This is a genomic window from Pseudomonas sp. SG20052 (assembly GCF_031766055.1).
Taxonomy (GTDB): domain Bacteria; phylum Pseudomonadota; class Gammaproteobacteria; order Pseudomonadales; family Pseudomonadaceae; genus Aquipseudomonas; species Aquipseudomonas mandelii.
On sequence record NZ_CP134498.1, the window covers coordinates 1,826,749 to 1,853,508 of the forward strand.

At 59.5% G+C, this 26,760-nt stretch carries 25 protein-coding genes and 1 pseudogene; 18 read left to right on the plus strand and 8 right to left on the minus strand.

What is annotated here, in order from left to right; all coding sequences use genetic code 11:
• Positions 1-14: 14 nt before the first annotated feature.
• The 9 genes and pseudogenes from RHP74_RS08325 (at position 15) to RHP74_RS08365 (ending at position 9,143) form a co-directional block, all read left to right on the plus strand.
• Positions 15-839: a transporter substrate-binding domain-containing protein gene (locus RHP74_RS08325; RefSeq protein WP_311098813.1), complete on the plus strand. Its 825-nt coding sequence runs from the start codon at positions 15-17 to the stop codon at positions 837-839.
• A 9-nt stretch (positions 840-848) separates the two neighbouring features.
• Positions 849-1,205 carry a DUF4398 domain-containing protein gene (locus tag RHP74_RS08330; protein ID WP_010461770.1) on the plus strand — a complete coding sequence of 119 codons (357 nt, stop codon included), beginning with the start codon at positions 849-851 and terminating at the stop codon, positions 1,203-1,205.
• Complete coding sequence (locus RHP74_RS08335) at positions 1,202-2,014, plus strand: OmpA family protein (protein WP_311098816.1); 813 nt, start codon at positions 1,202-1,204, stop codon at positions 2,012-2,014. Before RHP74_RS08330 ends, RHP74_RS08335 begins: the two co-directional genes overlap by 4 nt.
• Before the next feature lie 201 nt (positions 2,015-2,215).
• The gene (locus RHP74_RS08340; protein ID WP_010461766.1) at positions 2,216-3,655 is read left to right on the plus strand and encodes a PLP-dependent aminotransferase family protein; all 1,440 of its coding nucleotides are present in this window, start codon (positions 2,216-2,218) and stop codon (positions 3,653-3,655) included.
• An 89-nt stretch (positions 3,656-3,744) separates the two neighbouring features.
• Positions 3,745-4,236, plus strand: a complete 492-nt coding sequence (locus RHP74_RS08345) for a hypothetical protein (RefSeq protein ID WP_042932282.1) — start codon at positions 3,745-3,747, stop codon at positions 4,234-4,236.
• A gap of 166 nt (positions 4,237-4,402) precedes the next feature.
• Positions 4,403-4,657, plus strand: coding sequence for a YkgJ family cysteine cluster protein (locus RHP74_RS08350; protein ID WP_311098819.1), 255 nt, complete (start codon positions 4,403-4,405; stop codon positions 4,655-4,657).
• Positions 4,658-4,698: 41 nt separating this feature from the next.
• Complete coding sequence (locus RHP74_RS08355) at positions 4,699-5,304, plus strand: START domain-containing protein (protein ID WP_010461763.1); 606 nt, start codon at positions 4,699-4,701, stop codon at positions 5,302-5,304.
• Between the two features lie 385 nt (positions 5,305-5,689).
• Positions 5,690-7,783: an LTA synthase family protein gene (locus RHP74_RS08360; protein ID WP_010461762.1), complete on the plus strand. Its 2,094-nt coding sequence runs from the start codon at positions 5,690-5,692 to the stop codon at positions 7,781-7,783.
• Between the two features lie 106 nt (positions 7,784-7,889).
• A pseudogene (locus RHP74_RS08365) lies at positions 7,890-9,143 on the plus strand (IS3 family transposase).
• A 14-nt stretch (positions 9,144-9,157) separates the two neighbouring features.
• Here RHP74_RS08365 and RHP74_RS08370 read toward each other — a convergent pair.
• Positions 9,158-9,316 carry a DUF3309 family protein gene (locus tag RHP74_RS08370; RefSeq protein ID WP_169858239.1) on the minus strand — a complete coding sequence of 53 codons (159 nt, stop codon included), beginning with the start codon at positions 9,314-9,316 and terminating at the stop codon, positions 9,158-9,160.
• 280 nt (positions 9,317-9,596) lie between these two features.
• On the opposite strand from RHP74_RS08370, the gene RHP74_RS08375 reads away from it, so the two are divergent.
• The 3 genes from RHP74_RS08375 to csrA all read left to right on the plus strand — a co-directional run bounded on the left by RHP74_RS08375 (position 9,597) and on the right by csrA (position 11,139).
• A complete protein-coding gene (locus RHP74_RS08375; protein ID WP_010461756.1) occupies positions 9,597-10,412 on the plus strand; it encodes an SDR family oxidoreductase in 816 nt (271 codons plus the stop codon).
• Positions 10,413-10,476: 64 nt separating this feature from the next.
• On the plus strand, positions 10,477-10,809 hold the full coding sequence (locus RHP74_RS08380; protein ID WP_311098823.1) for a YnfA family protein: 333 nt from the start codon (positions 10,477-10,479) through the stop codon (positions 10,807-10,809).
• Positions 10,810-10,953: 144 nt separating this feature from the next.
• Positions 10,954-11,139, plus strand: a complete 186-nt coding sequence (gene csrA, locus RHP74_RS08385) for a carbon storage regulator CsrA (RefSeq protein ID WP_010461752.1) — start codon at positions 10,954-10,956, stop codon at positions 11,137-11,139.
• A gap of 5 nt (positions 11,140-11,144) precedes the next feature.
• Here the strand turns inward: csrA and RHP74_RS08390 are convergent, their stop codons facing one another.
• From RHP74_RS08390 to mnmC, 5 genes are all read right to left on the minus strand, one after another.
• Entirely contained in the window at positions 11,145-11,372 is a 228-nt protein-coding gene (locus RHP74_RS08390) for a YheU family protein (RefSeq protein WP_010461751.1), read from the minus strand.
• Between the two features lie 194 nt (positions 11,373-11,566).
• On the minus strand, positions 11,567-12,757 hold the full coding sequence (locus RHP74_RS08395) for an osmoprotectant NAGGN system M42 family peptidase (RefSeq protein ID WP_010461749.1): 1,191 nt from the start codon (positions 12,755-12,757) through the stop codon (positions 11,567-11,569).
• Between the two features lie 161 nt (positions 12,758-12,918).
• Positions 12,919-14,667 carry an N-acetylglutaminylglutamine synthetase gene (ngg, locus tag RHP74_RS08400; protein WP_145308713.1) on the minus strand — a complete coding sequence of 583 codons (1,749 nt, stop codon included), beginning with the start codon at positions 14,665-14,667 and terminating at the stop codon, positions 12,919-12,921.
• A 3-nt stretch (positions 14,668-14,670) separates the two neighbouring features.
• Positions 14,671-16,443, minus strand: a complete 1,773-nt coding sequence (locus tag RHP74_RS08405) for an N-acetylglutaminylglutamine amidotransferase (protein ID WP_311098829.1) — start codon at positions 16,441-16,443, stop codon at positions 14,671-14,673.
• 199 nt (positions 16,444-16,642) lie between these two features.
• The gene (gene mnmC / locus RHP74_RS08410) at positions 16,643-18,622 is read right to left on the minus strand and encodes a bifunctional tRNA (5-methylaminomethyl-2-thiouridine)(34)-methyltransferase MnmD/FAD-dependent 5-carboxymethylaminomethyl-2-thiouridine(34) oxidoreductase MnmC (protein ID WP_311098831.1); all 1,980 of its coding nucleotides are present in this window, start codon (positions 18,620-18,622) and stop codon (positions 16,643-16,645) included.
• Between the two features lie 183 nt (positions 18,623-18,805).
• On the opposite strand from mnmC, the gene pap reads away from it, so the two are divergent.
• Positions 18,806-20,329, plus strand: a complete 1,524-nt coding sequence (gene pap, locus RHP74_RS08415) for a polyphosphate:AMP phosphotransferase (RefSeq protein WP_077747970.1) — start codon at positions 18,806-18,808, stop codon at positions 20,327-20,329.
• A 102-nt stretch (positions 20,330-20,431) separates the two neighbouring features.
• On the plus strand, positions 20,432-21,616 hold the full coding sequence (locus RHP74_RS08420; protein ID WP_083374733.1) for a thiolase family protein: 1,185 nt from the start codon (positions 20,432-20,434) through the stop codon (positions 21,614-21,616).
• Between the two features lie 120 nt (positions 21,617-21,736).
• On the opposite strand, the gene RHP74_RS08425 is transcribed toward RHP74_RS08420, so the two are convergent.
• Positions 21,737-21,931: a DUF6316 family protein gene (locus RHP74_RS08425; protein ID WP_042932915.1), complete on the minus strand. Its 195-nt coding sequence runs from the start codon at positions 21,929-21,931 to the stop codon at positions 21,737-21,739.
• A 210-nt stretch (positions 21,932-22,141) separates the two neighbouring features.
• Here RHP74_RS08425 and RHP74_RS08430 point away from each other — a divergent pair, with 210 nt between their 5' ends.
• On the plus strand, positions 22,142-23,101 hold the full coding sequence (locus tag RHP74_RS08430) for a DMT family transporter (RefSeq protein WP_010461711.1): 960 nt from the start codon (positions 22,142-22,144) through the stop codon (positions 23,099-23,101).
• 121 nt (positions 23,102-23,222) lie between these two features.
• Here RHP74_RS08430 and RHP74_RS08435 read toward each other — a convergent pair whose 3' ends face one another.
• Positions 23,223-24,617 carry a class II fumarate hydratase gene (locus RHP74_RS08435; RefSeq protein ID WP_102595638.1) on the minus strand — a complete coding sequence of 465 codons (1,395 nt, stop codon included), beginning with the start codon at positions 24,615-24,617 and terminating at the stop codon, positions 23,223-23,225.
• 191 nt (positions 24,618-24,808) lie between these two features.
• On the opposite strand from RHP74_RS08435, the gene RHP74_RS08440 reads away from it, so the two are divergent.
• The 3 genes from RHP74_RS08440 (at position 24,809) to RHP74_RS08450 (ending at position 26,746) form a co-directional block, all read left to right on the plus strand.
• Positions 24,809-25,333 carry a DUF2059 domain-containing protein gene (locus RHP74_RS08440; RefSeq protein ID WP_010461709.1) on the plus strand — a complete coding sequence of 175 codons (525 nt, stop codon included), beginning with the start codon at positions 24,809-24,811 and terminating at the stop codon, positions 25,331-25,333.
• A gap of 12 nt (positions 25,334-25,345) precedes the next feature.
• Positions 25,346-25,639, plus strand: coding sequence for a BolA family transcriptional regulator (locus RHP74_RS08445; protein ID WP_010461708.1), 294 nt, complete (start codon positions 25,346-25,348; stop codon positions 25,637-25,639).
• Positions 25,640-25,804: 165 nt separating this feature from the next.
• Positions 25,805-26,746, plus strand: coding sequence for a rhodanese-related sulfurtransferase (locus tag RHP74_RS08450; RefSeq protein WP_010461707.1), 942 nt, complete (start codon positions 25,805-25,807; stop codon positions 26,744-26,746).
• Positions 26,747-26,760: the final 14 nt, after the last annotated feature.

Consider the following 26,760-nt stretch of genomic DNA (forward strand, 5'->3'; position numbering starts at 1 on the left):
TGGAGAGTGTTGCCATGGATTTGCGTCGCGTGGGTGGCTGGTCATTACTGCTGGGGCTGACGGTGCTGCCGGCGCTAGCCGTGGCGGCAGGCAAGTGCGAACGCCTGGTGGTGACCGGAAGCCCGGACGCGCCGCCGTACTTGTGGCAAGACCCGCAAAACCCCAAGCACCTGATCGGCGCCAGCGCAGACCTGTTGCAACACGTGGCAGGGGAGTTGGGCATCAAAGTCGAACTGCTTTACGCCGGCAAGCGCGCCCAGGCCCTGGACGAAGTGCGCAGCGGACGCATGGACATGCTGGCCGACGCGCCGTTGACCGTCAGCGAGCTGGACACCCTGGATTACATCCATCCGCCGTTGCTGGAAAACGACTATCTGGTCTGGACCCGAAAAAACTCGGCATTGGTCTATAACCAGGCGCAAGACCTTCACAGCCATCCGGGTGCCGTGTCGGAAAAGTCTCGAATGACCCAGGCATTCGGCACTTTCGCCGACCAGCAATTGACCCTCGTGCGTACCCCGAACCTGACCCAGGCCTTTCAGAAACTGCTGCTGGGCGAGGTGGAGTTTGTCCTCGCCGGACGCTACTCGGGCATGGCCGCCGCGCAATCGCTGAGCATGGCCAACGACCTGATCGCTCTTCCCCAACCGGTCGACAAACCTGGCCTGTTCCTCGCGGTTTCCCATAACTCCGCCTGCAACGATCCGTGGTTGCGCGGACAGCTGGCCAAAAAGATGACAGAATTGCCCGCGTCCGGACTGACGGAAAGCGTGCTGCAACGCAATATCGAGCGTTGGACAGCGCAGCAACAGCAACCCGTCAGTACCCCAAAACAGTAGGGATTTTTAGTGAGTATTCGACCTCTTTTCGCTGCCCTGGCCGTTCTGGCTCTGGCGGGTTGTGCAGCCGATCCGGCGCCGAATGAACAAATACGCTTGACCGAACAGGCGCTTGAACAAGCCAAAGCCGTAGGCGCCACCGCCGCCGACGTGCCGGAACTCAAATTGGCCGAAGACAAGTTTTCCCGTGCCCAGGGCGACATGACGGATCAGTCCTACAGGCATGCGCGCATGCGGGCCGAGCAGGCTGAACTGGACGCGCGTCTGGCTGAAGCCAAGGTGCTGACCCTCAAGAGTGAGGAGCAGTTGAATGTGCTCAATACCCGCATCACTCGCCTGCGCAAGCAGCTGGGAGATGCCCAATGAGCCTCAAGTCCAAAGCACTCGGCGGATTGATCCTCGCAGGTTGTGCAAGCCTTTACGGCTGCGCCGGCCAACACAGCGAAACTGCATTGCAGCATGCCGGGACTGACTTCCAGAAGGTCAAGGAAGACTCCAACGTGCTGCGAATCGCGCCCAAGGACGTGATTCGTGCCGGTGAATCCCTGGCCCGTGCTGATCGTCTTTCCAGTTACTGGGGCAGCGGCTCGGATGTGGTGCATTACGCCTACCTGAGCCAGCGCTACAGCGAAATTGCCCGTGAGCACACTAATCAGGTGCTCAACGAAGAGCGCTCGGCGAAGCTCGAACTGGAACGTCAGCGCCTGCAACTGGCCTTGCGCGAGTCCAAATTGCTCAGCGTGCAGCAGCAAGGCAAGTGGCTCGAAGAACAGATTGTCGCCCTGGCAACCACCCAGACCGACCGTGGCCTGGTGATGACCCTGGGCGACGTGCTGTTCGACACCGGCGAAGCGGAGTTGAAGAATTCGGCGAACCGCGTGGTCCTGAAGATCGTGCAGTTCCTGCAGCTCAATCCCAAGCGCGTGGTCCGTATCGAGGGCTACACCGACAGCACAGGCGGCAAGCAGGACAACCTCAAGTTGTCCCGTGACCGTGCGCAATCGGTGGCGAACGTGCTGATGGACCTGGGTATCGACGACAAACGTATCAAAGTCGAAGGCTACGGCGATGAATACCCGGTGGACGTGAATGCTTCCGAGCGTGGTCGTGCACAGAACCGTCGGGTGGAAATTGTGTTCTCCGACGAAAAAGGCCAGCTCGGCGCCGCCCGCTAAGGGCTGCGTTACTGGAAAACCCGGCCTGCCTGACAGCGCCGGGTTTTTTTGCGCCTGCCAATTGGCTCTCAAAACAGTACAGTTTTTGCTGACACTGCACTGTACGGTCGACTATTGTGGCAACTGTCCCAGTACACTTCTAAACTGTTCCGGTATTGTTTCACACAAGAATAAAATGCCCGTGAAATCGAGTGCTGCGTCATGACCAATCTCTTGCTCTACCAACGTATTGCTCAGCAACTGGCCGAAGATATCCGTCGTGGTGTCTATCAACCGGGGGAACGCGTGCCTTCGGTGCGCAAGATGAGCTCGCAGCTCAACGTCAGCCATGCGACTGTTTTGCAGGCTTACGCCAATCTCGAGGATCAAGGGCTGATCCGCGCCCGGCCGCAGTCGGGTTACTACGTGCACCAGACGCCGGCCCTGACGGCGCCCACGCCGGACATCGCCCGGGTCGAGCGGCCCGGTCTGGTCACCCGTAGCAGCATCATTCAGCAAGTGCTGGTCGAATCCCGCCGCGAGGGTGTTTTTCCCTTGGGCGCAGCGGTGCCGAGCGTCGATTATCTGCCGGTCCGCGCCTTGCACCAGCAATTGGCAAAAGTCACCCGTTTCCATAGCCCGCGTGCCTTCAGCTACATGTTCAGCCCCGGTTTTGAACCGTTGCGCCGGCAGGTGGCGATCCGCATGCGTGATGCCGGCGTGGTGGTCGATCCGTCCGAAGTGGTGATCACCCACGGCTGTGTCGACGCATTGCAGATGTCTCTTCGCGTGCTGACCCGGCCGGGCGACCTGATCGCCGCCGAATCGCCGACTTATTACGGTTTGCTGCAATTGGCCGACTTGCTGGGTCTCAAAGTCATCGAGATCCCCAGCGACCCGGCGACTGGCATGAGCCTCGAAGCCCTGCAATTGGCGGCCAACCAGTGGTCGATCAAGGCGCTGGTACTGACCACGCGTCTGAGTAATCCACTGGGCGGTACCATGCCCGAAGAGCGGCAGAAACAACTGCTGCGCCTGGCCTCGGATTTCGATATCCAGATCGTTGAAGACGACATATACGGCGAGTTGATGTTCGAACAAGGCCGGACCAAATCGCTCAAGGCCTACGATCGGCTGGATCGGGTGATTTATTGCTCTAGCTTCTCCAAGACCCTGTCACCGGGCGTGCGGATTGGCTGGATGATTGCCGGTAAATACCAGCAAGAGATTCAGCGTTTGCAAACGTTCAGCACGCATTCGGCGTGCAGCGTCACACAGATGGGCATCGCCGCGTACCTGGAGAATGGCGGTTACGACCGTCACTTGCGCTACATCCGTCAGGAATACCGCAAGAACCTGAGCGCCTTCCAGTTGGCCGTGCAGCAGTATTTCCCGGAAGGCACGCAGATGACCCGGCCCACCGGCGGTTTCATTCTGTGGGTCAGTCTGCCGGGGCGGGTCAACACTCAGGAACTGCATGTGCGTGCGTTGCAGCAGGGCATCAGTATCGCGCCGGGGCTGATTTTCAGTAACACCGAGCAGTTCAATCACTGCATCCGCTTGAACTGTGGAACGCCCTGGAACCGTGAAGCCGAGCGCGCATTGATGACCTTGGGAATGTTGGCGACTCAGCTGTGCCAGGAGACGACCAGCGGTTTCTGACAAGCGCGTCGGTCGTTTCGTACACGTGCTTGTCATGTTGCGTACAACAGGCGAGCATATGGCCCTCTGCCGTTAGCGTCGTTGGTTCCATGAAACCGATTTTTCCTGCCGCCTGCCTATCGATCTGCCTCCTCTTGACCGTTAATGTCCAAGGCGTCATGGCGGCTTCGACTCAGGAAAAGCCGGCAGCCAGCGCAACAACGTCGAAAAAACCGGTTGCCGCGAAGAAAACTACTGCGGTGAAAAAAAACGTCGCGCCAGTCAAAAAGAAACCGGCTGTGCTGAAAAAGCGGCCGCCGATTGCTTCAAAGTCTAAATCGGCCCGAGAAGTGGCGAAGACTCAACTCCCTTCCGCCGATCTGGACCTGAGCCTGCCTAAAGATTTGGTCGAAGAGCTGAAACCGGTCGGTACGGTCCCTATGCCACGACGCGACTCCGTGTTGCCGGAGATGTTCGGTGACAAGAACAGTCAATTTCAGCTCAACGGCCGGCTGCTCAGCAACGAAATGCAGTTGCAACTGCGCAATGAAGAGCGCCGGGACGTTGAAGGCGCAGCGCTGGATTTCGAGTTCAAACAGTAAATCTGCACTGATTCGTGACCCGCGACCCAGACGCTTTGTCGGAGACTGGTCAGTCACGTTCGTTTGAGCGTAAAAACCCCGGTCCAGGTAATTTAAAACAGCTGTTTTAGCGGTTACTCTGTGCCCCGTCCATTAACACATCACCCGTCGCGAGGAGCTTGTCGTCATGAAATGCCGTGAAGGCTGTGGCGCCTGTTGCATTGCCCCTTCCATCAGTTCACCGATTCCCGGCATGCCCAATGGCAAAGCCGCTGGCGAACGTTGCATCCAACTGTCTGTCGATAACCTGTGCAGCATTTTCGGCGATCCACAACGTCCTGCCGTATGTTCGGCGTTTGAAGCCGACGTGGAAGTCTGCGGAAGCAGCAGTGGCGAAGCGATCAAGCTGCTGGGATGGTGGGAGCAGATGACGGCTGCATGATGTGTCCTGAGAACGGAACTTCAACAATAAGGAATAAGACTATGGGTTCGCTGCATCGAATGGCTGTGCTGTGTGGTTTGACGGTGGTGCTGGCCACCACGGCTGCACAGGCCGAGGACTGGAAAGTCGCCAAGAATGAAGACGGCATCAAGGTGTCCCTGAGTGAAGTGGCCGGTTCCGATTACAAAGCGTACCAGGGCGTCACCCTGATGAAGACCACCATGGCCAAATTGCGCGCGCTGCAGGAAGACGTGGCAGGCGCCTGCACTTGGATTCACGACTGCAAGACCCAGAAGCTGCTCAAGCACGAAGGTGATCAGAACTGGACCTACACCCAGTTCAATACCCCGTGGCCGGTGACTCCGCGTGATTCGGTGTTGCATATCACCACCACCGAAGGCGCCGACGGCAGCCTGACCCGCAAGCTTGAAGGCGTGCCGAAGTACGTGGCTGAGGAAAAGGGCTTCGTGCGAGTCACCAAGGTCGATGGTTTCTGGAAGTTCGTCCCCAAGGGTGACCAGATCGAAGTGACCTACCAGGTGCACACCGAGCCAGGCGGCAGCATCCCATCGATGGTCGCCAACAAGTTCGTGGTCGATGCGCCATTCAACACGCTCAAGGCCCTGAAAGAGCGCGCCGAGAAGTAATCGCACGCTGTTTCATGAAGCGCCCCGACCTCTCGGGGCGTTTTTTATTGGGCAATCGTCAGTTATGCGCAATCCATGTGGGAGCGAACCGGCTCGCGATAGCGGTTTCTCATCCGAAAGAGGTGTCGACTGATCCACCGCTATCGCGAACAGGCCGGCTCCCACAGGTATATTTTGTTTCCGGATATACGTTGCACAAAATTTTCACAATGCCTCCAAGACAATTCGCCCGCGTCAGCCTGCCGGGCACTAATCAATGGCAATGCTGCGGGTGATCGTGCAACATTTGCGCACCGCGCAAGCCCCGGGGCCGTGAACTGGCCAACAGAGGGCAGGGCGCCGCTTTATTTTTGAAACTTCAACTTCCAATGGGTCCTAAAACGACATGGCAAACCCGGACGCCCTGAGTCAGCAGCGAGCTTCTAGTCGCCTGCTGCAACCGACCGTCAAATCGCACCTGGCCTACACGCTGCTGTGCGCCATGGTCATGATGGTCATGTTCAGCCTGCTGCGCGTTGCGCTGCTGGTCTACAACCGCGAAATGATCCAGGATTCACCCGCCTCGACCTTCATCGAGGCGTTCGCCAATGGTCTGCGTTTCGACCTGCGCCTGGTGGTCTACCTCTGCATTCCGCTGATTCTGGCACTGTTCAGCGCCCGGGCCATGGCCGCTCGCGGATTCTTCCGCTTCTGGCTGACCATCGCAGCGAGCACCGCGCTGTTCCTGGGCCTGATGGAGATGGATTTCTACCGCGAGTTCCACCAGCGCCTCAATGGCCTGGTCTTCCAGTATGTGAAGGAAGACCCGAAAACCGTGATGAGCATGCTCTGGTACGGTTTTCCTGTGGTTCGCTACCTGCTGGCCTGGGCTTTCGGCACGTTGATCCTGACCCTCGCGTTCAAGGGCGCCGACCGTGCGACCCGTCCTCGCGGCCCGTTCAGTGGCGGCAGCATCGGCGCGCGCCAGATCGCCCCGTGGTATACGCGAGGCGTCGTGTTCGTGGTCTGTCTGCTGGTTTGCGTGGTTGCCGCTCGTGGCACCCTGCGTCAGGGCCCGCCGCTACGTTGGGGTGACGTCTACACCACCGATTCGAACTTCGCCAACCAGTTGGGCCTCAACGGCACCCTGTCGCTGATCGCGGCGGCCAAGAGCCGGATGTCCGAAGAGCGCGACAACATCTGGAAAGCCACGCTGGACCAACCAGTGGCTCAGCAGACCGTCCGCGATATGTTGCTGACCCCAAGCGACAAACTGGTGGATGGCGAAACCGCCGCCGTGCGTCGTAACTACTCCCCGGCCGCTGACAAGACCCTGCCGATCAAGAACGTCGTTGTGATCCTGATGGAAAGCTTCGCCGGTCACTCGGTGGGCGCGCTGGGTCGTCCGGGTAACGTCACGCCGTACTTCGACAAGCTGTCGAAAGAAGGCCTGCTGTTCGACCGCTTCTTCTCCAACGGCACCCATACCCACCAGGGCATGTTCGCCACCATGGCCTGCTTCCCGAACCTGCCGGGCTTCGAATACCTGATGCAGACCCCGGAAGGCAGCCACAAACTGTCCGGCCTGCCACAGTTGCTCAGCGCCCGTGACTACGACGATGTGTACGTCTACAACGGTGACTTCGCCTGGGACAACCAGTCGGGCTTCTTCAGCAACCAGGGCATGACCAACTTCATCGGGCGTAACGACTTCGTTAACCCGGTGTTCTCCGACCCGACCTGGGGCGTGTCCGACCAGGACATGTTCAACCGGGGTCTGGAAGAGTTGAAGGCCCGCGACGGCAAGGACAAAAAACCGTTCTATGCCTTGCTGCAAACCTTGTCCAACCACACGCCTTACGCCTTGCCGACGCCTTTGCCAGTCGAGCGCGTGACCGACCGTGGCAGCCTCAACGAACATTTGACCGCCATGCGCTACTCCGACTGGGCGCTGGGTCAGTTCTTCGAGCAGGCGCGTAAAGAGCCGTACTTCAAGGAAACCCTGTTCGTGGTGGTCGGCGACCATGGTTTCGGCAACGAGCAGCAGATCACCGAAATGGACCTGGGCCGATTCAACGTACCGATGCTGCTGATCGGGCCGGGCGTGCAGGAAAAATTCGGCCAGGTTGACCATACCGTGGGCACCCAGATCGACATCGTGCCGACCATCATGGGGCGTATCGGTGGCGACGTGATTCACCAGTGCTGGGGGCGTGACTTGCTGAACCTGCCGGAAGGCGACAAGGGCTTCGGCGTAATCAAGCCATCGGGCAGCGATCAAACCGTAGCGTTGCTGACCGCGGATCGCGTGTTGGTGCTGCCTAAGGAGATGCCGCCCAAGTTGTATCAGTACGAACTGGGCGCCAATTCGAAAGGCGAACTGATTCCGGCGTCGGCTGACGAAGCGGCCCTCAAGCAGAAACTCGAGTCGTTCATCCAGACGGCCACCAAGAGCCTGATCGACAACACCGCCGGTGTGGTTGACGGCAAGCCGGACTAAGCTTTCGGCGCAATAAAAAAGAGGCCCTTCGAGGGCCTCTTTTTTTTGCCTGTGTCCCGTCCTGAATAAGGTTTACACCTTCTGATCTGTTTTTCAGGAGGACGTAATGGAATCAGCAAAAAGGCGTAGTCAGCGAGACTACACGCTGACCTTTAAATTGTCGGTAGTCGATCAGGTCGAAAAAGGCGAGCTGAGCTATAAAGAGGCTCAGGAGCGCTACGGGATTCAAGGCAAAACGACCGTTCTGACGTGGTTACGCAAGCACGGTCGGCAGGATTGGAGCCCAGGCACATACATTGGCTCGCCGAGGATGGGGTCTATGCCCGACAAAAACCGACCATTAACGCCAGAACAACGCATCAAAGAGCTTGAAGAACAGTTGGCGCTGTCCAATCAGAAAGCGCAGTTTTTCGAGGCGGTCGTGGATGTCTTGAAAAATGACTACGGTCTCTCTGTCGTAAAAAAGCGTCCCGGCAAGTCCTCGCGCAAAAACGAATCCAAAACCTGAGCATCAGCAGGGCTTGCCAGTTCATGGGGATAAGCCGCCAGGCTTACTACAAACGCAATCGCGCCGATGCAGCTCGTCTGGTTCTGGATCAGAAAGTTGCCGATTTCGTTCAACAAAAGCGCCTGCGGCAGCCGCGGCTGGGCACCCGAAAGCTGTATTACTTGCTGCAATGCCAGCCTCAACTTGAGCTGCAAGTGGGGCGAGATCGGCTGTTTTCGATTCTGCGTGAACGGCGTTTATTGGTGGCTCGCAAGCGGGCTTATCACAAGACGACCAATAGTCATCATCGCTTTCACCGCCACCCGAACCTGCTCAAACCAGGTCCTGATCAGGTTGTTCCCTGCGGCCCGGAACAAGTCTGGGTGGCTGACATAACCTATTTGCCAACTCAGGAAGGTGTGGCTTATCTGAGCCTTGTGACGGATGCTTTTTCGCGAAAGATCGTGGGCTATCACGTCCATGAAAGCCTTCATGCCGAGTCGGTAGCACACGCGCTGAGCTGGGCGGTAAAGCACCGTCGGACAGAGCAGCCGTTGGTGCACCACTCAGATAGAGGTATCCAATATTGCTCGGGGATGTACCAAGCGTTGCACGCGAAATACGGCATTCGATGTTCAATGACGGATGGCTATGACTGCTACCAAAATGCCTTGGCAGAGAGGGTCAACGGGATACTGAAGACAGAGCTTATGCTTCAGCGGCCGCAGGATTTGACGCAAGCGAAGAAGATGGTGAGTGAGTCGGTATCGATCTACAACGGCGAGCGACCGCACCTGTCTTTGAAATACAAAACGCCCGATGCGGTGCATCGGGCGTTAGGGTGAAACAGGTGTAAACCTATTTCAGGACTAGACACTGTTAAATCTTTATATCTTGCCAAGTAACAGCAGAATCAACAGCACCACCAACACCACGCCGATGATACCCGACGGGCCATAACCCCAACTTCTGGAGTGTGGAAAGACCGGCAAACCACCTACCAGCAGGAGAATCAGAATTACGATAAGAATTGTGCCCATGTCTATTTCCTTGTTGGAAGTGTTCTGGAATGACCTAGCTTTTAACTGTCAGTCGGACTGCAATAAACCCGAGCTGCTTACAAAATCCGACTGTCGCGTGCGTCGGAAAATTCCAAGTTTTTTTAATGTTTTTCGAAGAAAGCCTTATTTCGTTTTTGGCGGTGTTAGTTGATTCCGGCGCTCCCTCGGTTTGCTCGGACCATTCAGCAATCTGATGGAGCGTGGGTCGCGCAATGTCCTTCGCTACACTCAGCGCATCTTCCCCAGAACAACAAGGCTGTTTGCTATGCAAAATCGCATGATGATCACTGGCGCGGGCTCAGGCCTGGGTCGCGAAATCGCGCTGCGCTGGGCGCGTGAAGGCTGGCAGCTGGCCTTGTCGGATGTCAGCGAACCCGGTCTGCAGGAAACCCTGAAGCTGGTTCGCGAAGCGGGTGGCGACGGTTTTATCCAGCGTTGCGATGTGCGCGATTACAGCCAACTGACCGCTTTCGCCCAGGCCTGCGAAGAGAAACTTGGCGGCATCGATGTCATCGTCAACAACGCTGGCGTGGCCTCGGGCGGGTTCTTCAGTGAACTGTCCCTGGAAGATTGGGACTGGCAGATCGCGATCAACCTGATGGGCGTGGTCAAGGGCTGCAAGGCCTTCCTGCCGCTGCTGGAAAAAAGCAAAGGCAAAATCATCAACATCGCGTCCATGGCCGCTCTCATGCAGGGCCCGGCCATGAGCAACTACAACGTGGCCAAGGCCGGCGTAGTGGCCCTGTCCGAAAGCCTGCTGGTCGAATTGGCGCAACAGGAAGTGGGCGTGCACGTGGTCTGCCCGTCGTTCTTCCAGACCAACCTGCTGGATTCCTTCCGTGGCCCGACTCCGGCCATGAAAGCCCAGGTCGGCAAACTGCTGGAAAGTTCGCCGATCACCGCGACGGACATTGCCGATTACATCTATGAGCACGTCGCCGCCGGTGAATTCATGATCCTGCCCCACGAACAGGGCCGCATGGCCTGGGCACTCAAGCAGAAGAACCCGCAACTGCTTTACAACGAAATGACCACCATGGCCGACAAAATGCGCGCCAAGGCCAAACAAAACGCAGGCTGAACTTGCCCGTGTGCAACACCGTCGTTAGGGTGGCCGCAACCGGTCATCCTTACGAGACGTATGCATGCTCAATTACCTGTGGTTTTTCCTCGCGGCGCTGTTCGAAATCGCCGGCTGCTTCGCCTTCTGGATGTGGCTGCGCCAAGATAAGAGCATGTGGTGGGTGGTGCCGGCGCTGCTCAGCCTGACGTTGTTCGCGCTGTTGCTGACCCGTGTCGAGGCGACTTACGCCGGTCGCGCCTATGCCGCCTATGGGGGCATTTACATCGTCGCCTCGATCGGTTGGCTGGCGGTGATCGAGCGAGTTCGTCCCCTGGGCTCAGACTGGCTGGGCGTGGCGCTGTGCGTGATCGGGGCCAGTGTGATTCTGTTCGGCCCGCGTTTCTCTGCTTCCTGAAGCGGCATTCAAACGATTTGTCAGACGTTTCCGTAAGGGGCATCTTCCTGCGCTGTAGGGCGGGACTGATTTGCCGCTGTTGCATTGAAGAGCGGCTGCGGGCCGGGCATCTTCGAGGGCCGGTAACCCTGAAGGATGAATGCCATGCTTGTACTCAGTCGCGTTGTGGGCGAGATGATTTCCATCGGTGACAACATTTCAGTGCGCATCATCGCCGTCAACGGAGGCAGCGTGCGCTTCGGTGTCGAAGCGCCACAAAACGTCAATGTGCACCGGGCCGAGGTCTACGATCGCATCCAGGTCAAACTGGCGAAAACCAAAAGACGCTGAGCGCCTCAGTCGAACAGGTGCTTGGGCACATCGTGCTTGAGCATCAACTGGCATTGCTCGCTGTCCGGATCAAAAACGATCAGCGCCTGCCCCTTGGTCAATGCCTGGCGAACACGCAATACGCGGGTTTCCAGCGGCGTGTCGTCACCATTGTCCGTACCGTCGCGGGTCACGAAGTCCTCGATCAGGCGGGTCAGGGTGTCGACTTCAAGTTGGTCGTAGGGAATCAGCATAGGCACCTCGGCTAAACAATGGCGCGATGCTACGGCGAATGATCGGTTGCGGCTAGCCCGGGACCTGATGTGGTACCTGATACACCGCCTTCGCGGGCAAGCCTCGCTCCTACCGGTTATGTGTCGATGCACGAAACCTGTAGGAGCGAGGCTTGCCCGCGAAGGCGATCTCTCAAACGATAAAAAAGCCCGGATCAGCTGTCTGTTCGTTGCCCCACCAGACTATCCACCGACGGCACCCGCGTATCGCTTTCCATCTGCGTGTCGTGCTCGATTTGATGACTGAACCGGTCCAGCGAGCCCTTTGCCGGCTGTGCATCACTGGCAAATACCGGCGGGCTCAGAATGTAGGCGCCGAGTAGACGACTCAGCGCCGCCAGGCTATCGATGTGCGTGCGCTCGTAACCGTGAGTGGCATCGCAGCCGAAGGCGAGCAGGGCGGTGCGGATGTCGTGCCCGGCGGTGACCGCCGAATGCGCATCGCTGAAGTAATAGCGAAACAGGTCGCGGCGCACCGGCAACTCGTTTTCACTGGCCAACCTGAGCAAGTGCCGCGACAGGTGATAGTCGTAAGGCCCGCCGGAATCCTGCATCGCCACGCTCACCGCGTGTTCGCTGGAATGCTGGCCGGGCGCAACCGGCGCGATGTCGATGCCGACGAATTCGCTGACGTCCCAAGGCAACGCAGCCGCCGCGCCGCTGCCGGTTTCCTCGGTGATGGTGAACAGCGGATGACAATCGATCATCAACTCCTCACCGCTGTCGATGATCGCTTTCATCGCCGCCAGCAGCGCCGCTACACCCGCCTTGTCGTCGAGGTGACGGGCGCTGATGTGACCGCTTTCGGTGAACTCCGGCAGCGGGTCGAAGGCGACGAAATCGCCCACGCTGATCCCCAGGGAATCGCAGTCGGCGCGGGTGGCGCAGTAAGCGTCCAGACGCAACTCAACGTGATCCCAGCTGATCGGCAATTCATCCACGGCGGTGTTGAATGCGTGCCCGGAAGCCATCAGCGGTAACACGCTGCCGCGAATCACTCCGTTGTCGGTGAACAGGCTGACGCGGCTGCCCTCGGCAAAACGACTGGACCAGCAACCGACCGGGGCGAGGGTCAGGCGACCGTTGTCTTTCACCGCGCGAACCGCGGCGCCGATGGTGTCGAGGTGAGCGGAGACCGCACGGTCCGGGCTGTTTTTCTTGCCCTTGAGCGTGGCGCGGATGGTGCCGCGCCGGGTCATCTCAAAGGGAATGCCCAATTCTTCAAGGCGTTCGGCGACGTACCGCACAATGGTGTCGGTAAAGCCGGTCGGGCTGGGAATGGCGAGCATTTCCAGCAGGACTTTTTGCAGGTAATTGAGATCCGGTTCGGGAATTTTGCTGGTCATGGAAACTCCTGATGAGTAAAGAACATCGATGGTTTCGATGAGGGAAAAGTTGGGTGCCTGACCTGGCACCTTCGCGAGCAAGCGTCGCTCCTACAGGTAATACGCGTTTTTTTGTAGGAGCGAGGCTTGCCCGCGAAGGCGTCAGTCCAGCCGACACATGACTAGGAAACTACCGGCTGACTATGCGGAAACAGCAAATCCACAAACCGCTCGGCCGTCGGCTGCGGTTCATGGTTGGCCAGCCCGGCGCGTTCGTTGGCTTCGATAAACACGTATTCCGGTTGATCGGCGGCAGGCACCATCAGGTCGAGCCCGACCATGGGAATGTCCAGCGCCCGCGCAGCCCGTACGGCGGCATCGATCAGGGTCGGATGCAAGATCGCCGTGACATCCTCCAGAACGCCACCGGTATGCAGATTTGCCGTACGCCTGACGAACAGATGCTCGCCGGCCGGCAGAATACTGTTGTAGTCATAACCCGCCGCCTGCAGCGTGCGCTCGGTCTCATGGTCCAGCGGGATTTTGCTTTCACCGCTGGTGGCCGCCTGCCGACGCCGACTCTGCGCTTCGATCAGCGCGCCGATGGAATGCTGACCATCGCCCACCACCTCCGCAGGCCGGCGAATCGCCGCGGCGACCACCTCGAAACCGATCACCACAATGCGTAAATCGAGACCTTCGTGGAAACTTTCCAGCAGCACGCGGCTGTCGAACTGCCGGGCTGATTCGATGGCTTGCTGGACCTCTTCAATCGTCCGCAAATCCACCGCGACGCCTTGACCTTGCTCACCATCCAAAGGCTTGACCACCACCCGCTCGTGCTCGTCGAGAAACGCCAGGTTGTCGTCGGCGTTGCCGGCCAGTTGCTGCGAGGGCAGGTTCAAACCGGCGGCCTTGAGCACTTTGTGCGTCAGGCTTTTGTCCTGGCACAGGCTCATGCTGATGGCGCTGGTCAGGTCGCTCAGGGATTCGCGGCAACGCACCCGGCGTCCGCCATGGCTGAGGGTGAACATCCCGGCGTCGGCATTATCGACGTGCACATCGATGCCGCGTCGATGGGCTTCCTCGACAATGATCCGCGCATAGGGGTTGAAATCGGCCTCAGGCCCAGGACCCAGAAACAGCGGCTGATTGATGCCGTTCTTGCGCTTGATGGCGAAGGTCGACAGGTTGCGAAAGCCGAGCTTGGCGTAAAGACTTTTCGCCTGCCGGTTGTCGTGCAACACCGACAGGTCCAGGTAACTCAGCCCACGGCTCATGAAGTGCTCGATCAAATGCCGCACCAGCACTTCACCGACGCCGGGCCGCGAGCAGTGCGGATCGACCGCCAGGCACCACAGGCTGCTGCCGTTCTCCGGGTCGTTGAACGCTTTGTGATGGTTGAGGCCCATGACGCTGCCGATGATCGCGCCGCTGTCTTCATCTTCGGCCAGCCAATACACCGGGCCGCCCTGATGTCGCGGCGTCAGCAAATTCGCATCAATGGGCAACATGCCGCGCGCCTGGTACAGCTGATTGATCGCCTGCCAATCAGTCTCGCTTTGCGCCCGGCGAATGCGAAAGCCGCGAAACACCCGGGTTGACTGACGGTAATCGCTGAACCAAAGACGCAAGGTGTCGGAAGGGTCGAGGAACAGTTGCGCCGGCTCCAGCCCCAACACTTGCTGGGGGGCGGCCACGTACAAGGCGATGTCGCGCTCACCGGGCTGCTCGTTGAGCAACTCTTGCGCCAGGCTCGCCGCGTCCGGGAAGGTATGGCCGATCAGCAACCGGCCCCAGCCGCAATGCACCGCAATCGGCGCCGCGCCCAGTTCACTGCCGTCTTCGGCCAGCCGTGCCTGCAAACGTTCATAGGAGGGGGACTGACCGCGCAACAAGCGTTGGCTGTAAGCCGTGGCGTGGGGTTTCATCGATCAGATTCCTTGTTCACTGAGCCACAGGTTCAGCGCCGCCAATTGCCACAGCTTGGAGCCGCGCAACGGAGTCAACTGGCCTTGCGGATCGGTCAGCAGGCGGTCGAGCATGGCCGGGTTGAACAGGCCGCGATCCTGGCTTGGATCGAGCAGCAGTTCGCGCACCCAGTTCAGCGTATCGCCCTGCAAATGCTTGAGGCCCGGCACCGGAAAGTAACCTTTCTTGCGGTCAATCACTTCGCTTGGAATGACCAGTCGAGCAGCCTCTTTCAAGACTTGCTTGCCACCGTCCGGCAGTTTGAATTTGCCCGGCACCCGGGCCGACAATTCCACCAGGCGATAGTCGAGAAACGGTGTGCGCGCTTCCAGGCCCCAGGCCATGGTCATGTTGTCGACACGTTTGACCGGGTCGTCCACCAACATGATCGTGCTGTCCAGACGCAGGGCTTTATCCACCGCCGCCTCGGCGCCGGGCTGTGCGAAATGTTCCTTCACGAAGTCACCGGCAGCGTCATTGGCCGTCAGCCATTTCGGTTGCACGGTGGCGGCGTAATCTTCGTAGCTGCGATCGAAGAACGCGTCGCGATAGGCCGCGTACGGATCGGCGGCGCCATCGACTTGTGGGTACCAGTGATAGCCGGCGAACAACTCGTCCGCGCCTTGGCCGCTCTGCACCACTTTGCAATGCTTGGCCACTTCCCGTGACAGCAGGTAGAAGGCGATGCAGTCATGGCTGACCATCGGCTCGCTCATGGCGCGAAATGCCGCGGGCAGTTGCTCGATGATCTCTTTTTCGTCGATGCGCAGTTGATGGTGCTGCGTGTTGTAGTGCTTGGCGATCAAGTCCGAGTACTGGAACTCATCACCACGTTCGCCGCCGGCATCCTGGAAACCGATGGAAAAGGTCGACAGGTTTTCCACGCCGACCTCACGCAACAGCCCCACCAGCATGCTCGAATCGACACCGCCCGACAGCAGTACGCCGACGTCCACGGCCGCACGTTGACGGATCGCGACCGCGTCGCGGGTGCTGTCGAGTACACGGTCACGCCAGTCTTCGAGCGTCAGGTTCATCTCGTCGGCGTGTGGGCCGTAAGGCAGGGTCCACCAGGTTTTCTGCTCAGTGGTGCCGTCCGCTTCGATGCGCATCCAGGTTGCCGGTGGCAGTTTTTCGATGCCAGCCAGCAAGGTGCGCGGTGCCGGGACCACGGCGTGGAAATTCAGATAGTGATTGAGTGCCACCGGATCGAGGATCGGGTTGATGTCGCCGCCCTTGAGCAACGCCGGCAGGGCCGAGGCAAAGCGCAGGCGCTGGCCGGTGCGCGACAGGTACAGCGGCTTCACGCCGAGACGGTCACGCGCGATGAACAGGCGCTTGGCGTCGCGTTCCCAGATCGCGAAGGCGAACATGCCATTGAGTTTCGGCAGCAGTGCCTCGCCCCAGGCGTGATAACCCTTGAGCAGCACCTCGGTGTCACCACCGGAATAGAAGGAATAACCGAGGCTTTCCAGTTCGGTGCGCAGTTCCGGGAAGTTGTAGATCGCGCCATTGAAGGCCAGGGACAAACCCAATTGGTTGTCGACCATCGGCTGCGCCGAGCCGTCCGACAGGTCCATGATTTTCAGGCGACGGTGGCCCAGGGCAATCGGCCCCTGGCTGTGGAAGCCCCACGCGTCAGGGCCGCGAGGGGCCAGGTGATGGGTGATTCGTTCAACGGCTGCAAGGTCCGCAGGTTGATGATCAAAGCGTAACTCGCCAGCTAATCCGCACATAAAGTCCTTACCGGTTTTTCCGTTGGGGAGGGTCAATCGATACCCGCCAAAAACGGCGGGTACTCAGAAACTGACCCGGTGGGATCGCGGGAGTTTTAGATCGATAAGTAATAAGAGGGAATGTACAGGGAGGCGCCTTCAGCCGAAAACGCCGGTCCGCACCCGATAGATCGATCAATTAAACCGTCAGAATGCGGATTCATTTACCCCGAATCAGGCGCCGCAAGGCGAAACGATTCGGATGGCACGCCTCGGCCACGGCTCTGGGTAATGGCAGCGGTTCGTTGTCGAGCCAGGCCGCGAGCAACTCGCCTGACAACGGCGCGGTAATCAGCCCTCGTGAGCCGTGGCCGCTGTTGACGTACAAACCGTCCAGCCATGGACATGGGGTGTCTGGCGTTTGCCGGGCGTCCTTGCTCAGGGCGATGTAGGCGTCGGCGAAGGCCTGGCGATCAGACAAAGGGCCGACAATTGGCAGGTAGTCGGGGCTGGTGCAGCGGAACGCCGCGCGACCTTCAAGTGCCTCGGGTCGCAGGGCCTCTGCGCCGAGTCGGGCGACCAGATCCACCGAGATTTCTTCGAGCATCTGCAGGTTGCCGGCATGCTCGGCCGTGGTGGGCGTCAGGTCGTCGTTGTTGAAATCAAAACTGGCACCCAGGGTGTGTTCACCCAGGCGGGCCGGCGCGACATAACCTTCGGCACATACCACGGTGCTCAGGCTCTGGCTTGCAGGTGTTTGGGGCAGGCGGGTGATCTGTCCACGAATCCGTTTGAGCGGCAAGTCGCTGCTGAAGTCGAAACGCTTGATCTCGGCCGCGCCGGCCAGTATCACCACCGCTGCGTTGGCCAGCAGCTTGTGACCCTCCCACGCTTGCCATTGCCCATCGGCACGACGCAGTTCCAGTACATCGTGATGGGGCAGGAACCGGATATTCGGATGCGCCGCTTGCCATGCGCACAGGGCGGGCGGATGCACCCAACCGCCTTCGGGGTAAAACAGGCCACCCGATTGCAACGCGATGCCCGCGCGGATCTGCGCGTGTTGCTGATCGAGTGTGTGCAGCAAATCCTCGGGAAACGCCGCCGCCAATTGTGCCTGACGTTCGGCTTCCTTGGCGTTGAAGGCCAGTTGCAGCACGCCGCAATCGTCCCAGTCGACGCCTCGGTGCAAGTGCTCAAGCAAACGCCGGGTGTGACCGAAACCACTGACAATCAACTGTGACAAGGCCGTGCCATGGGCCGAGAGCTTGAGGTACAACACGCCCTGTGGATTGCCCGACGCTTCCTGTGCCAGCGCATCGTGGCGCTCCAGCAAACTGACTTGCCAGCCCCGTGCCGCCAGGCTGGCGGCGGTGGCGCAACCGGCCAGTCCTGCGCCAATCACCAAGGCGTGACGTTCGCCGGTCAACGGCGTTGGGCGGGCAAACCAGGGTTTCGCAACGACAGGCGTGGGGGTTTCTGCAGGCCAGCCCAGAAACACACCGCGCAGGATTTCCCATTTGTGACCGATGCCGGGCGTGCGCTTCATCTTGAAACCCGCCGCGTTCAACAGACGGCGCACCCAACCGGTGCTGGTGAACGTGCTAATGGTCGAGCCGGGCGCTGCCAATCGAGCCAGTTCGGCAAACAACTCGGCGGTCCACATGTCGGGATTTTTCGCCGGGGCAAAACCGTCGAGAAACCACGCATCAATCTGCGCGTCCAGTTGCGGCAATTGCTCCAGCGCATCGCCGATCAGCAACGTCAGGGTCACACGACCGTTGTCCAAGACCATTCGCTGGAAGCCTTGATGGATCGCCACGTATTGCGCCAGCAATTGATCGGCAAACGGCTTGAGCTCAGGCCACAAAGCCAGCGCACGCTGCAGGTCTGGCTGGCTCAGCGGGTACTTTTCGACACTGATAAAGTGCAGGCGTGCACCGGCCACGGCGTGCTGTTCGAACAACTGCCAGGCGCAGAGGAAGTTAAGTCCGGTACCGAAACCGGTTTCGCCAATGACCAGTCGACCGCCGTCGGGCAACGCGGCGAAGCGTTCACGCAAACCGTTCTGTTCGAGAAATACGTAGCGGGTTTCTTCAAGGCCTGACTTGTCCGAAAAATAGACATCGTCGAACACCCGCGAATACGGGCGACCCTGGTCGTCCCAGTCGAGTTGGGCGTGAGGCAATACAGGTTTCATGGCAGGCTCGGCAACGGCAAGGCGGCCATTCTAGCTGATCGAGGTGGTGATGCCTGATCCATGGCAGTGTCGGGTAGTGGTGCCACAGGCAATCGCCACAAAAAGCCGACCGCCAAGGAATTTTCTGTGATGACGGACAGCCCAATCCGCTAGTCTTGGCGCAATCAGGAAAGGGAGTCGTCCATGTTCGAATCTGCTGAAATCGGTCACGCCATCGACAAAGAAACCTACGACGCTGAAGAACCGGCACTGCGTGAAGCGTTGCTCGAAGCGCAGTTCGAACTTCAACAGCAAAAGCGCTTTCCGGTGATCGTCCTGATCAACGGCATTGAAGGCGCCGGGAAGGGCGAGACGGTCAAGTTGCTCAACGAGTGGATGGACCCCCGTCTTATCGAAGTCCGCACTTTCGATCAGCAGACCGATGAAGAGCTGGCGCGACCTCCGGCCTGGCGCTACTGGCGGATGCTCCCGGCCAAGGGGCGCATGGGGATTTTCTTCGGCAACTGGTACAGCCAGATGCTCCAGGGCCGGGTCCATGGACTGTTCAAGGACGCGGTGCTGGATCAGGCGATCAACCAGTCGGAGCGCTTTGAAAAGATGCTCTGCGACGAAGGCGCGCTGATTTTCAAGTTCTGGTTTCACCTCTCCAAGAAGCAGATGAAGGCGCGCCTCAAGGCACTCGCCGACGACCCTTTGCACAGCTGGCGCATCAGTCCGCTGGACTGGCAGCAATCCCGGACTTACGACAAGTTCGTGAAGTACGGCGAGCGCGTGTTGCGTCGCACCAGCCGCGATTACGCGCCCTGGCATGTGATTGAAGGCGTGGATGTGCATTACCGCAGTCTGGCGGTGGGCAAGATCCTGCTCGAAGGCCTGCAAAGTGCCTTGAAACGATCCAGAATCCATCCCGCCAAAGTCAACGCTGCGCCGCTGCCGATCCATGTCGATCAGCTCAACCTGCTCGACAGCCTCGATTTGAGCCAGCGTCTGGACAAGGAAGATTACGAAGAACAACTGATTACCGAGCAGGCGCGATTCTCCGGCCTGATGCGTGACAAACGCATGCGCCAATTCGCCTTGATCGCAGTGTTCGAAGGCAATGACGCGGCGGGCAAGGGCGGTGCAATCCGGCGCGTGGCCGCGGCGCTCGATCCACGTCAGTACAGCATCGTGCCGATTGCCGCGCCCACCGAGGAAGAACGGGCGCAACCGTATTTGTGGCGCTTTTGGCGGCACATTCCGGCCAAGGGCAAATTCACCGTATTCGATCGCTCGTGGTATGGCCGGGTATTGGTCGAGCGCGTCGAAGAACTCTGTCCGCCCGCCGACTGGCTGCGGGCCTACAGCGAGATTAACGATTTCGAAGAGCAGATTTCCGAATCGGGCGTCATCGTGGTCAAGTTCTGGCTGGCCATCGACAAGGAAACGCAACTGGAGCGTTTCGAATCCCGTGAAGACATTCCCTTCAAGCGTTTCAAGATCACTGAAGACGACTGGCGCAATCGGGACAAGTGGGACGCTTACCGCGCGGCCGTCGGCGACATGGTTGACCGCACCAGCACGGAAATCTCGCCATGGACGCTGGTGGAGGCCAATGACAAGCGCTGGGCCCGGGTCAAGGTCCTGCGCACGATCAACCTGGCGCTGGAAGCCGCGTTCGAAAAATCCGACAAGCACGACAAGAAGGCCAAAAAACGCAAGTCGTGAGCCGATGGTTACGCATACGCGGGGTGAATGATTGTCGCGGTCGGTTATGGGGTGGACTTATGCTCGGTCCACTCCCAACCGATAACAACAATGAGGTATGCCATGCGTGAAGTGGTGATCGTCGACAGCGTGCGGACCGGCCTGGCCAAATCCTTTCGCGGCAAGTTCAACCAGACCCGTCCGGATGACATGGCGGCGCATTGCGTCGATGCCTTGTTGGCGCGCACCGGCATCGACCCGGCCAGTGTCGAGGATTGCATCGTCGGCGCGGGCTCCAACGAAGGCGCCCAGGGCTACAACATCGGTCGCAACGTCGCGGTGTTGTCACGCTTGGGTATCGGCACCGCAGGCATGACCCTCAACCGTTTCTGCTCGTCGGGCTTGCAGGCCATCGCCATCGCCGCCAACCAGATCGCGTCGGGCTGCAGCGACATCATCGTGGCCGGTGGCGTCGAGTCGATCAGCCTGACCATGAAAAGCGTCAACACCGACCACCTGATCAACCCGCTTCTGAAAGAGCAGGTGCCGGGCCTCTATTTCCCGATGGGCCAGACTGCTGAAATCGTTGCACGTCGTTACGACGTCAGTCGCCAGGAACAGGATCTGTATGCCCTGCAGAGTCAGCTGCGTACGGCCCAGGCTCAGGCCGCTGGTTTGTTCGATGATGAAATCGTGCCGATGGCGGTGAAGTATCGGGTTGAAGACAAGGTCACCGGCCAGGTGCAGATCCTCGACGGGATCGTCGACCGCGACGACTGCAACCGCCCGGACACCACGCTGGAAAGCCTGGCCGGGCTGAAACCGGTATTTGCCGAAGACGGTTCGGTCACGGCGGGTAACTCGTCGCAACTGTCCGATGGCGCTTCGATGACGCTGGTCATGAGCCTGGAAAAAGCCCTGGCGCTGGGTCTCAAGCCCAAGGCGTTCTTCCGTGGTTTCACGGTGGCCGGGTGCGAACCGGACGAGATGGGCATCGGTCCGGTGTTCTCGGTGCCGAAATTGCTCAAGGCCAAGGGTTTGCAGGTGGCTGACATTGATCTTTGGGAGCTGAACGAAGCGTTTGCGTCGCAGTGCCTGTACAGCCGCAATCGCCTGGAAATCGATAACGACAAGTACAACGTCAATGGCGGCTCGATTTCCATCGGCCACCCGTTCGGCATGACCGGCTCGCGTCAGGTCGGGCACATTGTGCGTGAGTTGCAGCGGCGCAACTTGCGGTATGGCGTGGTCACCATGTGCGTGGGTGGCGGGATGGGGGCGACGGGGTTGTTCGAAGCGGTGCGCTAAGTCCGCAAGACTTCTGTTGCCTGATTAACCGCTATCGCGAGCAGGCTCGCACACATTGGATCTATGGCACGCATCAGAACCCTGTGGGAGCGAGCCTGCTCGCGATGGCAGCACCTCGGTCTATCGATCTAGACTCACAAGCTGCATCCGCGCGATGTAAGCCTGAATCTCCCGTGCAGCCGCCTGCGGATTATCAAACGGTCCCTCCAGCGTGTTTTCCCGGGTGCTGAAAAATAGTTCTCCATTCACACGACACACCCGGTCGCAACGAAAGTGCGTGGCGGGGGCGGTGTCCTGGGCGCGCTTGCCGTACATGGCGGTCTCCTGAGGGATGTTCCGGTCGGTGGATCCAATGAGCTTATGCATGAACCACTTGCGGTGCCTGACCAACTGATCGGCGGCACTTCGCCAGATTAATGGTGCGACCTGCACAGTTTCATTCGCGGCCCGTCGCCAACTGTCCCTGTGTCGCGCCGAGGTCTGCGCCTAGAATGGTGTTTCTTGCCATCTGGCTTTGGGGTTCGCATGCACATTTCATCCGGTCGCTGGGTTTACGGTCTGTTCCTGGCCTTGCTGACCGCAGTCCTGTGGGGAATCCTGCCGATCAAACTCAAGCAAGTCCTGCTGGTGATGGACCCGGTGACGGTGACCTGGTTTCGCCTGACGGTGTCCGGTGGCTGCCTGTTCATTTATCTGGCGGCGACCAGGCGCCTGCCCAGTCGCAAAGTCCTCGGCCCGCGCGGTGGCTGGCTGGTGTTGATGGCGGTGCTCGGCCTGGTCGGCAACTACGTGTTGTACCTGATGGGCCTGAACCTGCTCAGCCCCGGCACCGCGCAACTGGTGGTGCAGATGGGCCCGATCATGTTGCTGATCGCCAGCCTGTTTGTGTTCAAGGAACGGTTCAGTGTGGGGCAGGGGATTGGTCTGCTGGTGCTGCTGATCGGTTTCGCGCTGTTCTTTAATCAACGTCTGGCCGAGCTGTTGACCTCGCTGACCGATTACACCGCCGGCGTGTTGCTGGTGCTGCTGGCTTCGACGGTCTGGACGTTTTACGCACTGGGGCAGAAGCAATTGCTGACGGTGTGGAATTCGTTGCAGGTGATGATGGTGATCTACCTGTTCTGCGCGCTGTTGCTGACGCCTTGGGTGCATCCGCTGGAGGCGCTGCAGTTGAACCCGTTGCAAGGCTGGTTATTGCTGGCGTGCTGCATGAACACCTTGATCGCTTATGGCGCCTTTGCCGAAGCGCTGGCCCATTGGGAAGCTTCGCGGGTGAGTGCGACGCTGGCGATCACACCGTTGGTGACGTTTGGCGCAGTGGCCGTGGCAGCGTGGGCATGGCCGGAATATGTGCATGCCGAGACGATCAATGGCCTGGGGTATGGCGGGGCGGTGTTGGTGGTGGTGGGGTCGGCGCTGGTGGCGTTGGGGCCTTCGTTGATAGCCGGGCTCAGGGCTCGGCGAGTACGGATAGCCGCAGGTTAAACCGCGTTTTCGTTCTTCGCGAGCAGGCTCGCTCCTACATTTAACCGAGTTCTATCAGAAGAATGCGGCCCCCTGTGGGAACGAGCCTGCTCGCGATGGCTGATTGTCAGGCGCTACACACTCAGCCCTTGGCGCCCGCTTCCAACATATTCTCCGGCCTTACCCACGCATCAAACTCTTCATCCGTCAGATACCCCAGTTGCAATGCCGCCTCTCGCAAGGTCAGCCCCTCGCTGTAAGCCTTCTTGGCAATCTCCGCCGATTTGTCGTAGCCGATATGCGGGTTCAGCGCGGTCACCAGCATCAGCCCACGCTCCAGGTGCTCGGCCATTTTCGCCGCGTCCGGTTCCAGGCCGGCGATGCAATGCTGCTGGAAGTTGCTGCAGCCATCGCCCAGCAGGCGGATCGATTGCAGCAGGTTGTGGATGATCACCGGTTTGAACACGTTCAGTTGCAAGTGCCCCTGACTCGCCGCAAAACCAATGGCGACGTCGTTGCCCAGGACTTGGCACGCCAGCATCGACAGCGCTTCACACTGGGTCGGATTGACCTTGCCCGGCATGATCGAGCTACCCGGTTCGTTGGCCGGCAGTTTCACTTCGGCAAAACCTGCACGCGGCCCGGAACCTAGCAGACGCAGGTCGTTGGCGATTTTCATCAGGGTCACGGCGAGGGTTTTCAGCGCGCCCGACAGGGTGGTCAGCGGCTCATGGCCGGCCAGCGCGGCGAACTTGTTCGGCGCGGTGACGAACGGCAGGCCGGAAAGGGCCGCCAACTCCGCAGCGATCGCTTCACCAAAACCGTGGGGAGAGTTCAGCCCGGTGCCGACCGCGGTGCCGCCTTGCGCCAGTTCACAGACCGCCGGCAGTGCGCTGCGGATTGCCCGTTCGGCGTAATCCAGTTGCGCGATGAACGCCGAGAGTTCCTGGCCGAAGGTGATCGGCGTGGCGTCCATCATGTGGGTGCGGCCGGTCTTGACCAGTTTCATGTGCCGCGCCGCCAACTCGGCCAGGCCGCCGGAGAGTTCACTGATTGCCGGTAGCAAATGCTGCTGCACCGCCTGGGCGGCGGCAATGTGCATGGCGGTCGGGAAGCAGTCGTTGGAGCTTTGCGAGCGGTTGACGTGATCATTGGGGTGAACCGGGGTCTTGCCACCACGCGGGTTGCCGGCCAGTTCGTTGGCGCGGCCGGCGATCACTTCGTTGACGTTCATGTTGCTCTGGGTGCCGCTGCCGGTCTGCCAGACCACCAGCGGGAACTGGTCGTCGTGGCTGCCGTCGAGCACTTCGTCTGCGGCCTGTTCGATCAGGCGGGCGATGTCGGCGGGCAGGTCGCCGTTGCGGTCATTGACCCGCGCCGCGGCTTTCTTGATCAGGGCCAGTGCGTGCAGCACGGCCAGGGGCATGCGTTCGTTGCCAATGGCGAAGTTGATCAGCGAGCGTTGCGTTTGAGCACCCCAGTAGGCCTCATCCGGGACTTCCACCTGGCCAAGGCTGTCGGTTTCGATACGGCTCATCTTGCACACTCCTGTAGGTCGATAGCGCAGTTTAGGCCGTGATCGCCGGCCGTGGTTCCATCAGTCTGTTTTTTGACCGTTCGCCCCCTCTCATTCAGGCCTGACAAGGCTTGGGGTTGAGTGACACACTTTTTTAGGCGCAGAATGGTCGCCCTTGGGGTTTTACCTCGCCTGCTAGAAAAGGAAACTCGATGACTCGTCTTCGTGCCATCTGTACCGCGGTTGCACTGGTTTGCGCCAGCGGCCCTGTTTTTGCCGATACCGCCAGCCACAACGCCAGTGCCGAAGCTTTCCTGACCCTGGCGCACGCTGACAAATTGGGCACTCCGGTGTACATGCAAGTGCAGCAAATGTTCGCTCAGCGCTTTGAACAGACCAAAGCCCCTGAATCGAAAAAAGCCCTGCTGGAAACCTATCAAGCCAAGGCCAACGCCGCTCTGGACGCAGCCATTGGCTGGAACAAGCTGAAGCCAGACATGGTCAAGCTCTACACCACCAACTTCAGCGAATCCGAGCTGAAAGACCTGGTCGCGTTCTACAAGTCGCCACTGGGCAAGAAAGTCCTGGAAAAAATGCCGCAGCTGACTCAGCAGTCGGCCCAGATGACTCAAGCCAAGCTGGAAAGCGCGGTGCCTGTGGTCAACAAGCTGTTGGCTGACATGACTGCCGAGCTGGAGCCTAAAGGCGCCGCCGCTCCAGCCAAGAAAAAGCCTTAAGCGGAGCCCGGTATGACCATGCAACAACGCATCGAATCGACGCTGGGCTTGTTACAGCCCGAGCATCTGCAAGTGCTGGATGAAAGCCACATGCACAGCCGTGGGTTACAGACCCACTTCAAGGCGGTGGTGGTCAGCCAGCAGTTTGAAGGGCTCAACCGCGTCAAGCGTCACCAGAAAGTCTACGGTACGCTCGGCGAGCTGATGGGCGAGTTCCATGCGTTGGCGCTGCATACCTACACGCCTGAAGAATGGGCACAGATCGACGCGGCCCCGGCCTCGCCAACCTGTGCTGGCGGCAGCTAGGAGCGAGGCTTGCCCGCGAAGGCGTCCTCAAGATCGCCTTCGCGGGCAAGCCTTGCTCCTACAGAAGCACTTATTTTTGATAGACTGCCCAACGCGCCGCTCACCCGGCGCGTTTTTTTTATTCCGGTTCACCCTTTGCGAGGGTAGCCACCTGGAGAAACACCCATGACACAACAGATTGTCGTGGCGGCACTGTATAAGTTCGTCACTCTGGAAGATTACGTTGCCCTGCGCGAGCCACTGCTGCAAGCCATGGTCGACAATGGCATCAAGGGCACGCTGCTGATCGCCGAAGAAGGCATCAACGGTACCGTGTCCGGCAGCCGCGAAGGTATAGACGGGCTGATGGCCTGGCTCAAGAACGACCCGCGCATGGACGACATCGACCACAAAGAGTCGTACTGCGACGACCAGCCGTTCTACCGCACCAAGGTCAAGCTCAAGAAAGAAATCGTCACCCTCGGCGTCGAAGGCGTGGACCCGAACAAACAGGTCGGCACCTACGTCGATCCACAGAACTGGAATGCGCTGATCAGCGACCCTGAAGTGCTGTTGATCGACACCCGCAACGACTACGAGGTTTCGATCGGCACCTTCGAAGGCGCCATCGACCCGAAAACCACCAGTTTTCGCGAATTCCCCGACTACATCAAAGCCCACTTCGACCCGGCCGTGCACAAGAAAGTCGCGATGTTCTGCACCGGCGGCATTCGTTGTGAGAAGGCCTCGAGCTACATGCTCAGCCAGGGTTTCGACGAGGTCTATCACCTCAAGGGCGGTATCCTTAAGTACCTTGAAGAGGTGCCGCAGGAAGAAACCAAATGGCAGGGCGACTGCTTCGTGTTCGACAACCGCGTGACCGTGCGCCATGACCTCAGCGAAGGCGACTACGATCAATGTCATGCCTGTCGTACGCCGGTAAGCGTCGAAGACCGCACGTCCGAGCATTACGTGGCCGGCATCAGTTGCCCGCATTGCTGGGATACGCTGAGCGAGAAAACCCGTCGCAGCGCCATTGATCGGCAGAAGCAGATCGAACTGGCCAAGGCGCGCAACCTGCCTCACCCGATCGGCTACAACTACAAGCAAACTCCTTCAGAGGCTTGAACCATGTCTGCCCA

Coding starts and splice junctions, on each gene's coding strand:
- RHP74_RS08360 (WP_010461762.1), top strand. CDS start 5,690: ATGGCAAACCCGGACGCCCTGAGTCAGCAGCGAGCTTCTAGTCGCCTG.
- RHP74_RS08450 (WP_010461707.1), top strand. CDS start 25,805: ATGACACAACAGATTGTCGTGGCGGCACTGTATAAGTTCGTCACTCTG.
- RHP74_RS08390 (WP_010461751.1), bottom strand. CDS start 11,372: ATGCTGATTCCCTACGACCAACTTGAAGTCGACACCCTGACCCGCCTG.
- RHP74_RS08355 (WP_010461763.1), top strand. CDS start 4,699: ATGGGTTCGCTGCATCGAATGGCTGTGCTGTGTGGTTTGACGGTGGTG.
- ngg (WP_145308713.1), bottom strand. CDS start 14,667: ATGAAACCCCACGCCACGGCTTACAGCCAACGCTTGTTGCGCGGTCAG.
- RHP74_RS08395 (WP_010461749.1), bottom strand. CDS start 12,757: ATGACCAGCAAAATTCCCGAACCGGATCTCAATTACCTGCAAAAAGTC.
- RHP74_RS08440 (WP_010461709.1), top strand. CDS start 24,809: ATGACTCGTCTTCGTGCCATCTGTACCGCGGTTGCACTGGTTTGCGCC.
- RHP74_RS08345 (WP_042932282.1), top strand. CDS start 3,745: ATGAAACCGATTTTTCCTGCCGCCTGCCTATCGATCTGCCTCCTCTTG.
- RHP74_RS08405 (WP_311098829.1), bottom strand. CDS start 16,443: ATGTGCGGATTAGCTGGCGAGTTACGCTTTGATCATCAACCTGCGGAC.
- csrA (WP_010461752.1), top strand. CDS start 10,954: ATGCTTGTACTCAGTCGCGTTGTGGGCGAGATGATTTCCATCGGTGAC.
- RHP74_RS08375 (WP_010461756.1), top strand. CDS start 9,597: ATGCAAAATCGCATGATGATCACTGGCGCGGGCTCAGGCCTGGGTCGC.
- mnmC (WP_311098831.1), bottom strand. CDS start 18,622: ATGAAACCTGTATTGCCTCACGCCCAACTCGACTGGGACGACCAGGGT.
- RHP74_RS08435 (WP_102595638.1), bottom strand. CDS start 24,617: ATGAGCCGTATCGAAACCGACAGCCTTGGCCAGGTGGAAGTCCCGGAT.
- RHP74_RS08420 (WP_083374733.1), top strand. CDS start 20,432: ATGCGTGAAGTGGTGATCGTCGACAGCGTGCGGACCGGCCTGGCCAAA.
- pap (WP_077747970.1), top strand. CDS start 18,806: ATGTTCGAATCTGCTGAAATCGGTCACGCCATCGACAAAGAAACCTAC.
- RHP74_RS08380 (WP_311098823.1), top strand. CDS start 10,477: ATGCTCAATTACCTGTGGTTTTTCCTCGCGGCGCTGTTCGAAATCGCC.
- RHP74_RS08430 (WP_010461711.1), top strand. CDS start 22,142: ATGCACATTTCATCCGGTCGCTGGGTTTACGGTCTGTTCCTGGCCTTG.
- RHP74_RS08335 (WP_311098816.1), top strand. CDS start 1,202: ATGAGCCTCAAGTCCAAAGCACTCGGCGGATTGATCCTCGCAGGTTGT.
- RHP74_RS08425 (WP_042932915.1), bottom strand. CDS start 21,931: ATGTACGGCAAGCGCGCCCAGGACACCGCCCCCGCCACGCACTTTCGT.
- RHP74_RS08340 (WP_010461766.1), top strand. CDS start 2,216: ATGACCAATCTCTTGCTCTACCAACGTATTGCTCAGCAACTGGCCGAA.
- RHP74_RS08325 (WP_311098813.1), top strand. CDS start 15: ATGGATTTGCGTCGCGTGGGTGGCTGGTCATTACTGCTGGGGCTGACG.
- RHP74_RS08350 (WP_311098819.1), top strand. CDS start 4,403: ATGAAATGCCGTGAAGGCTGTGGCGCCTGTTGCATTGCCCCTTCCATC.
- RHP74_RS08445 (WP_010461708.1), top strand. CDS start 25,346: ATGACCATGCAACAACGCATCGAATCGACGCTGGGCTTGTTACAGCCC.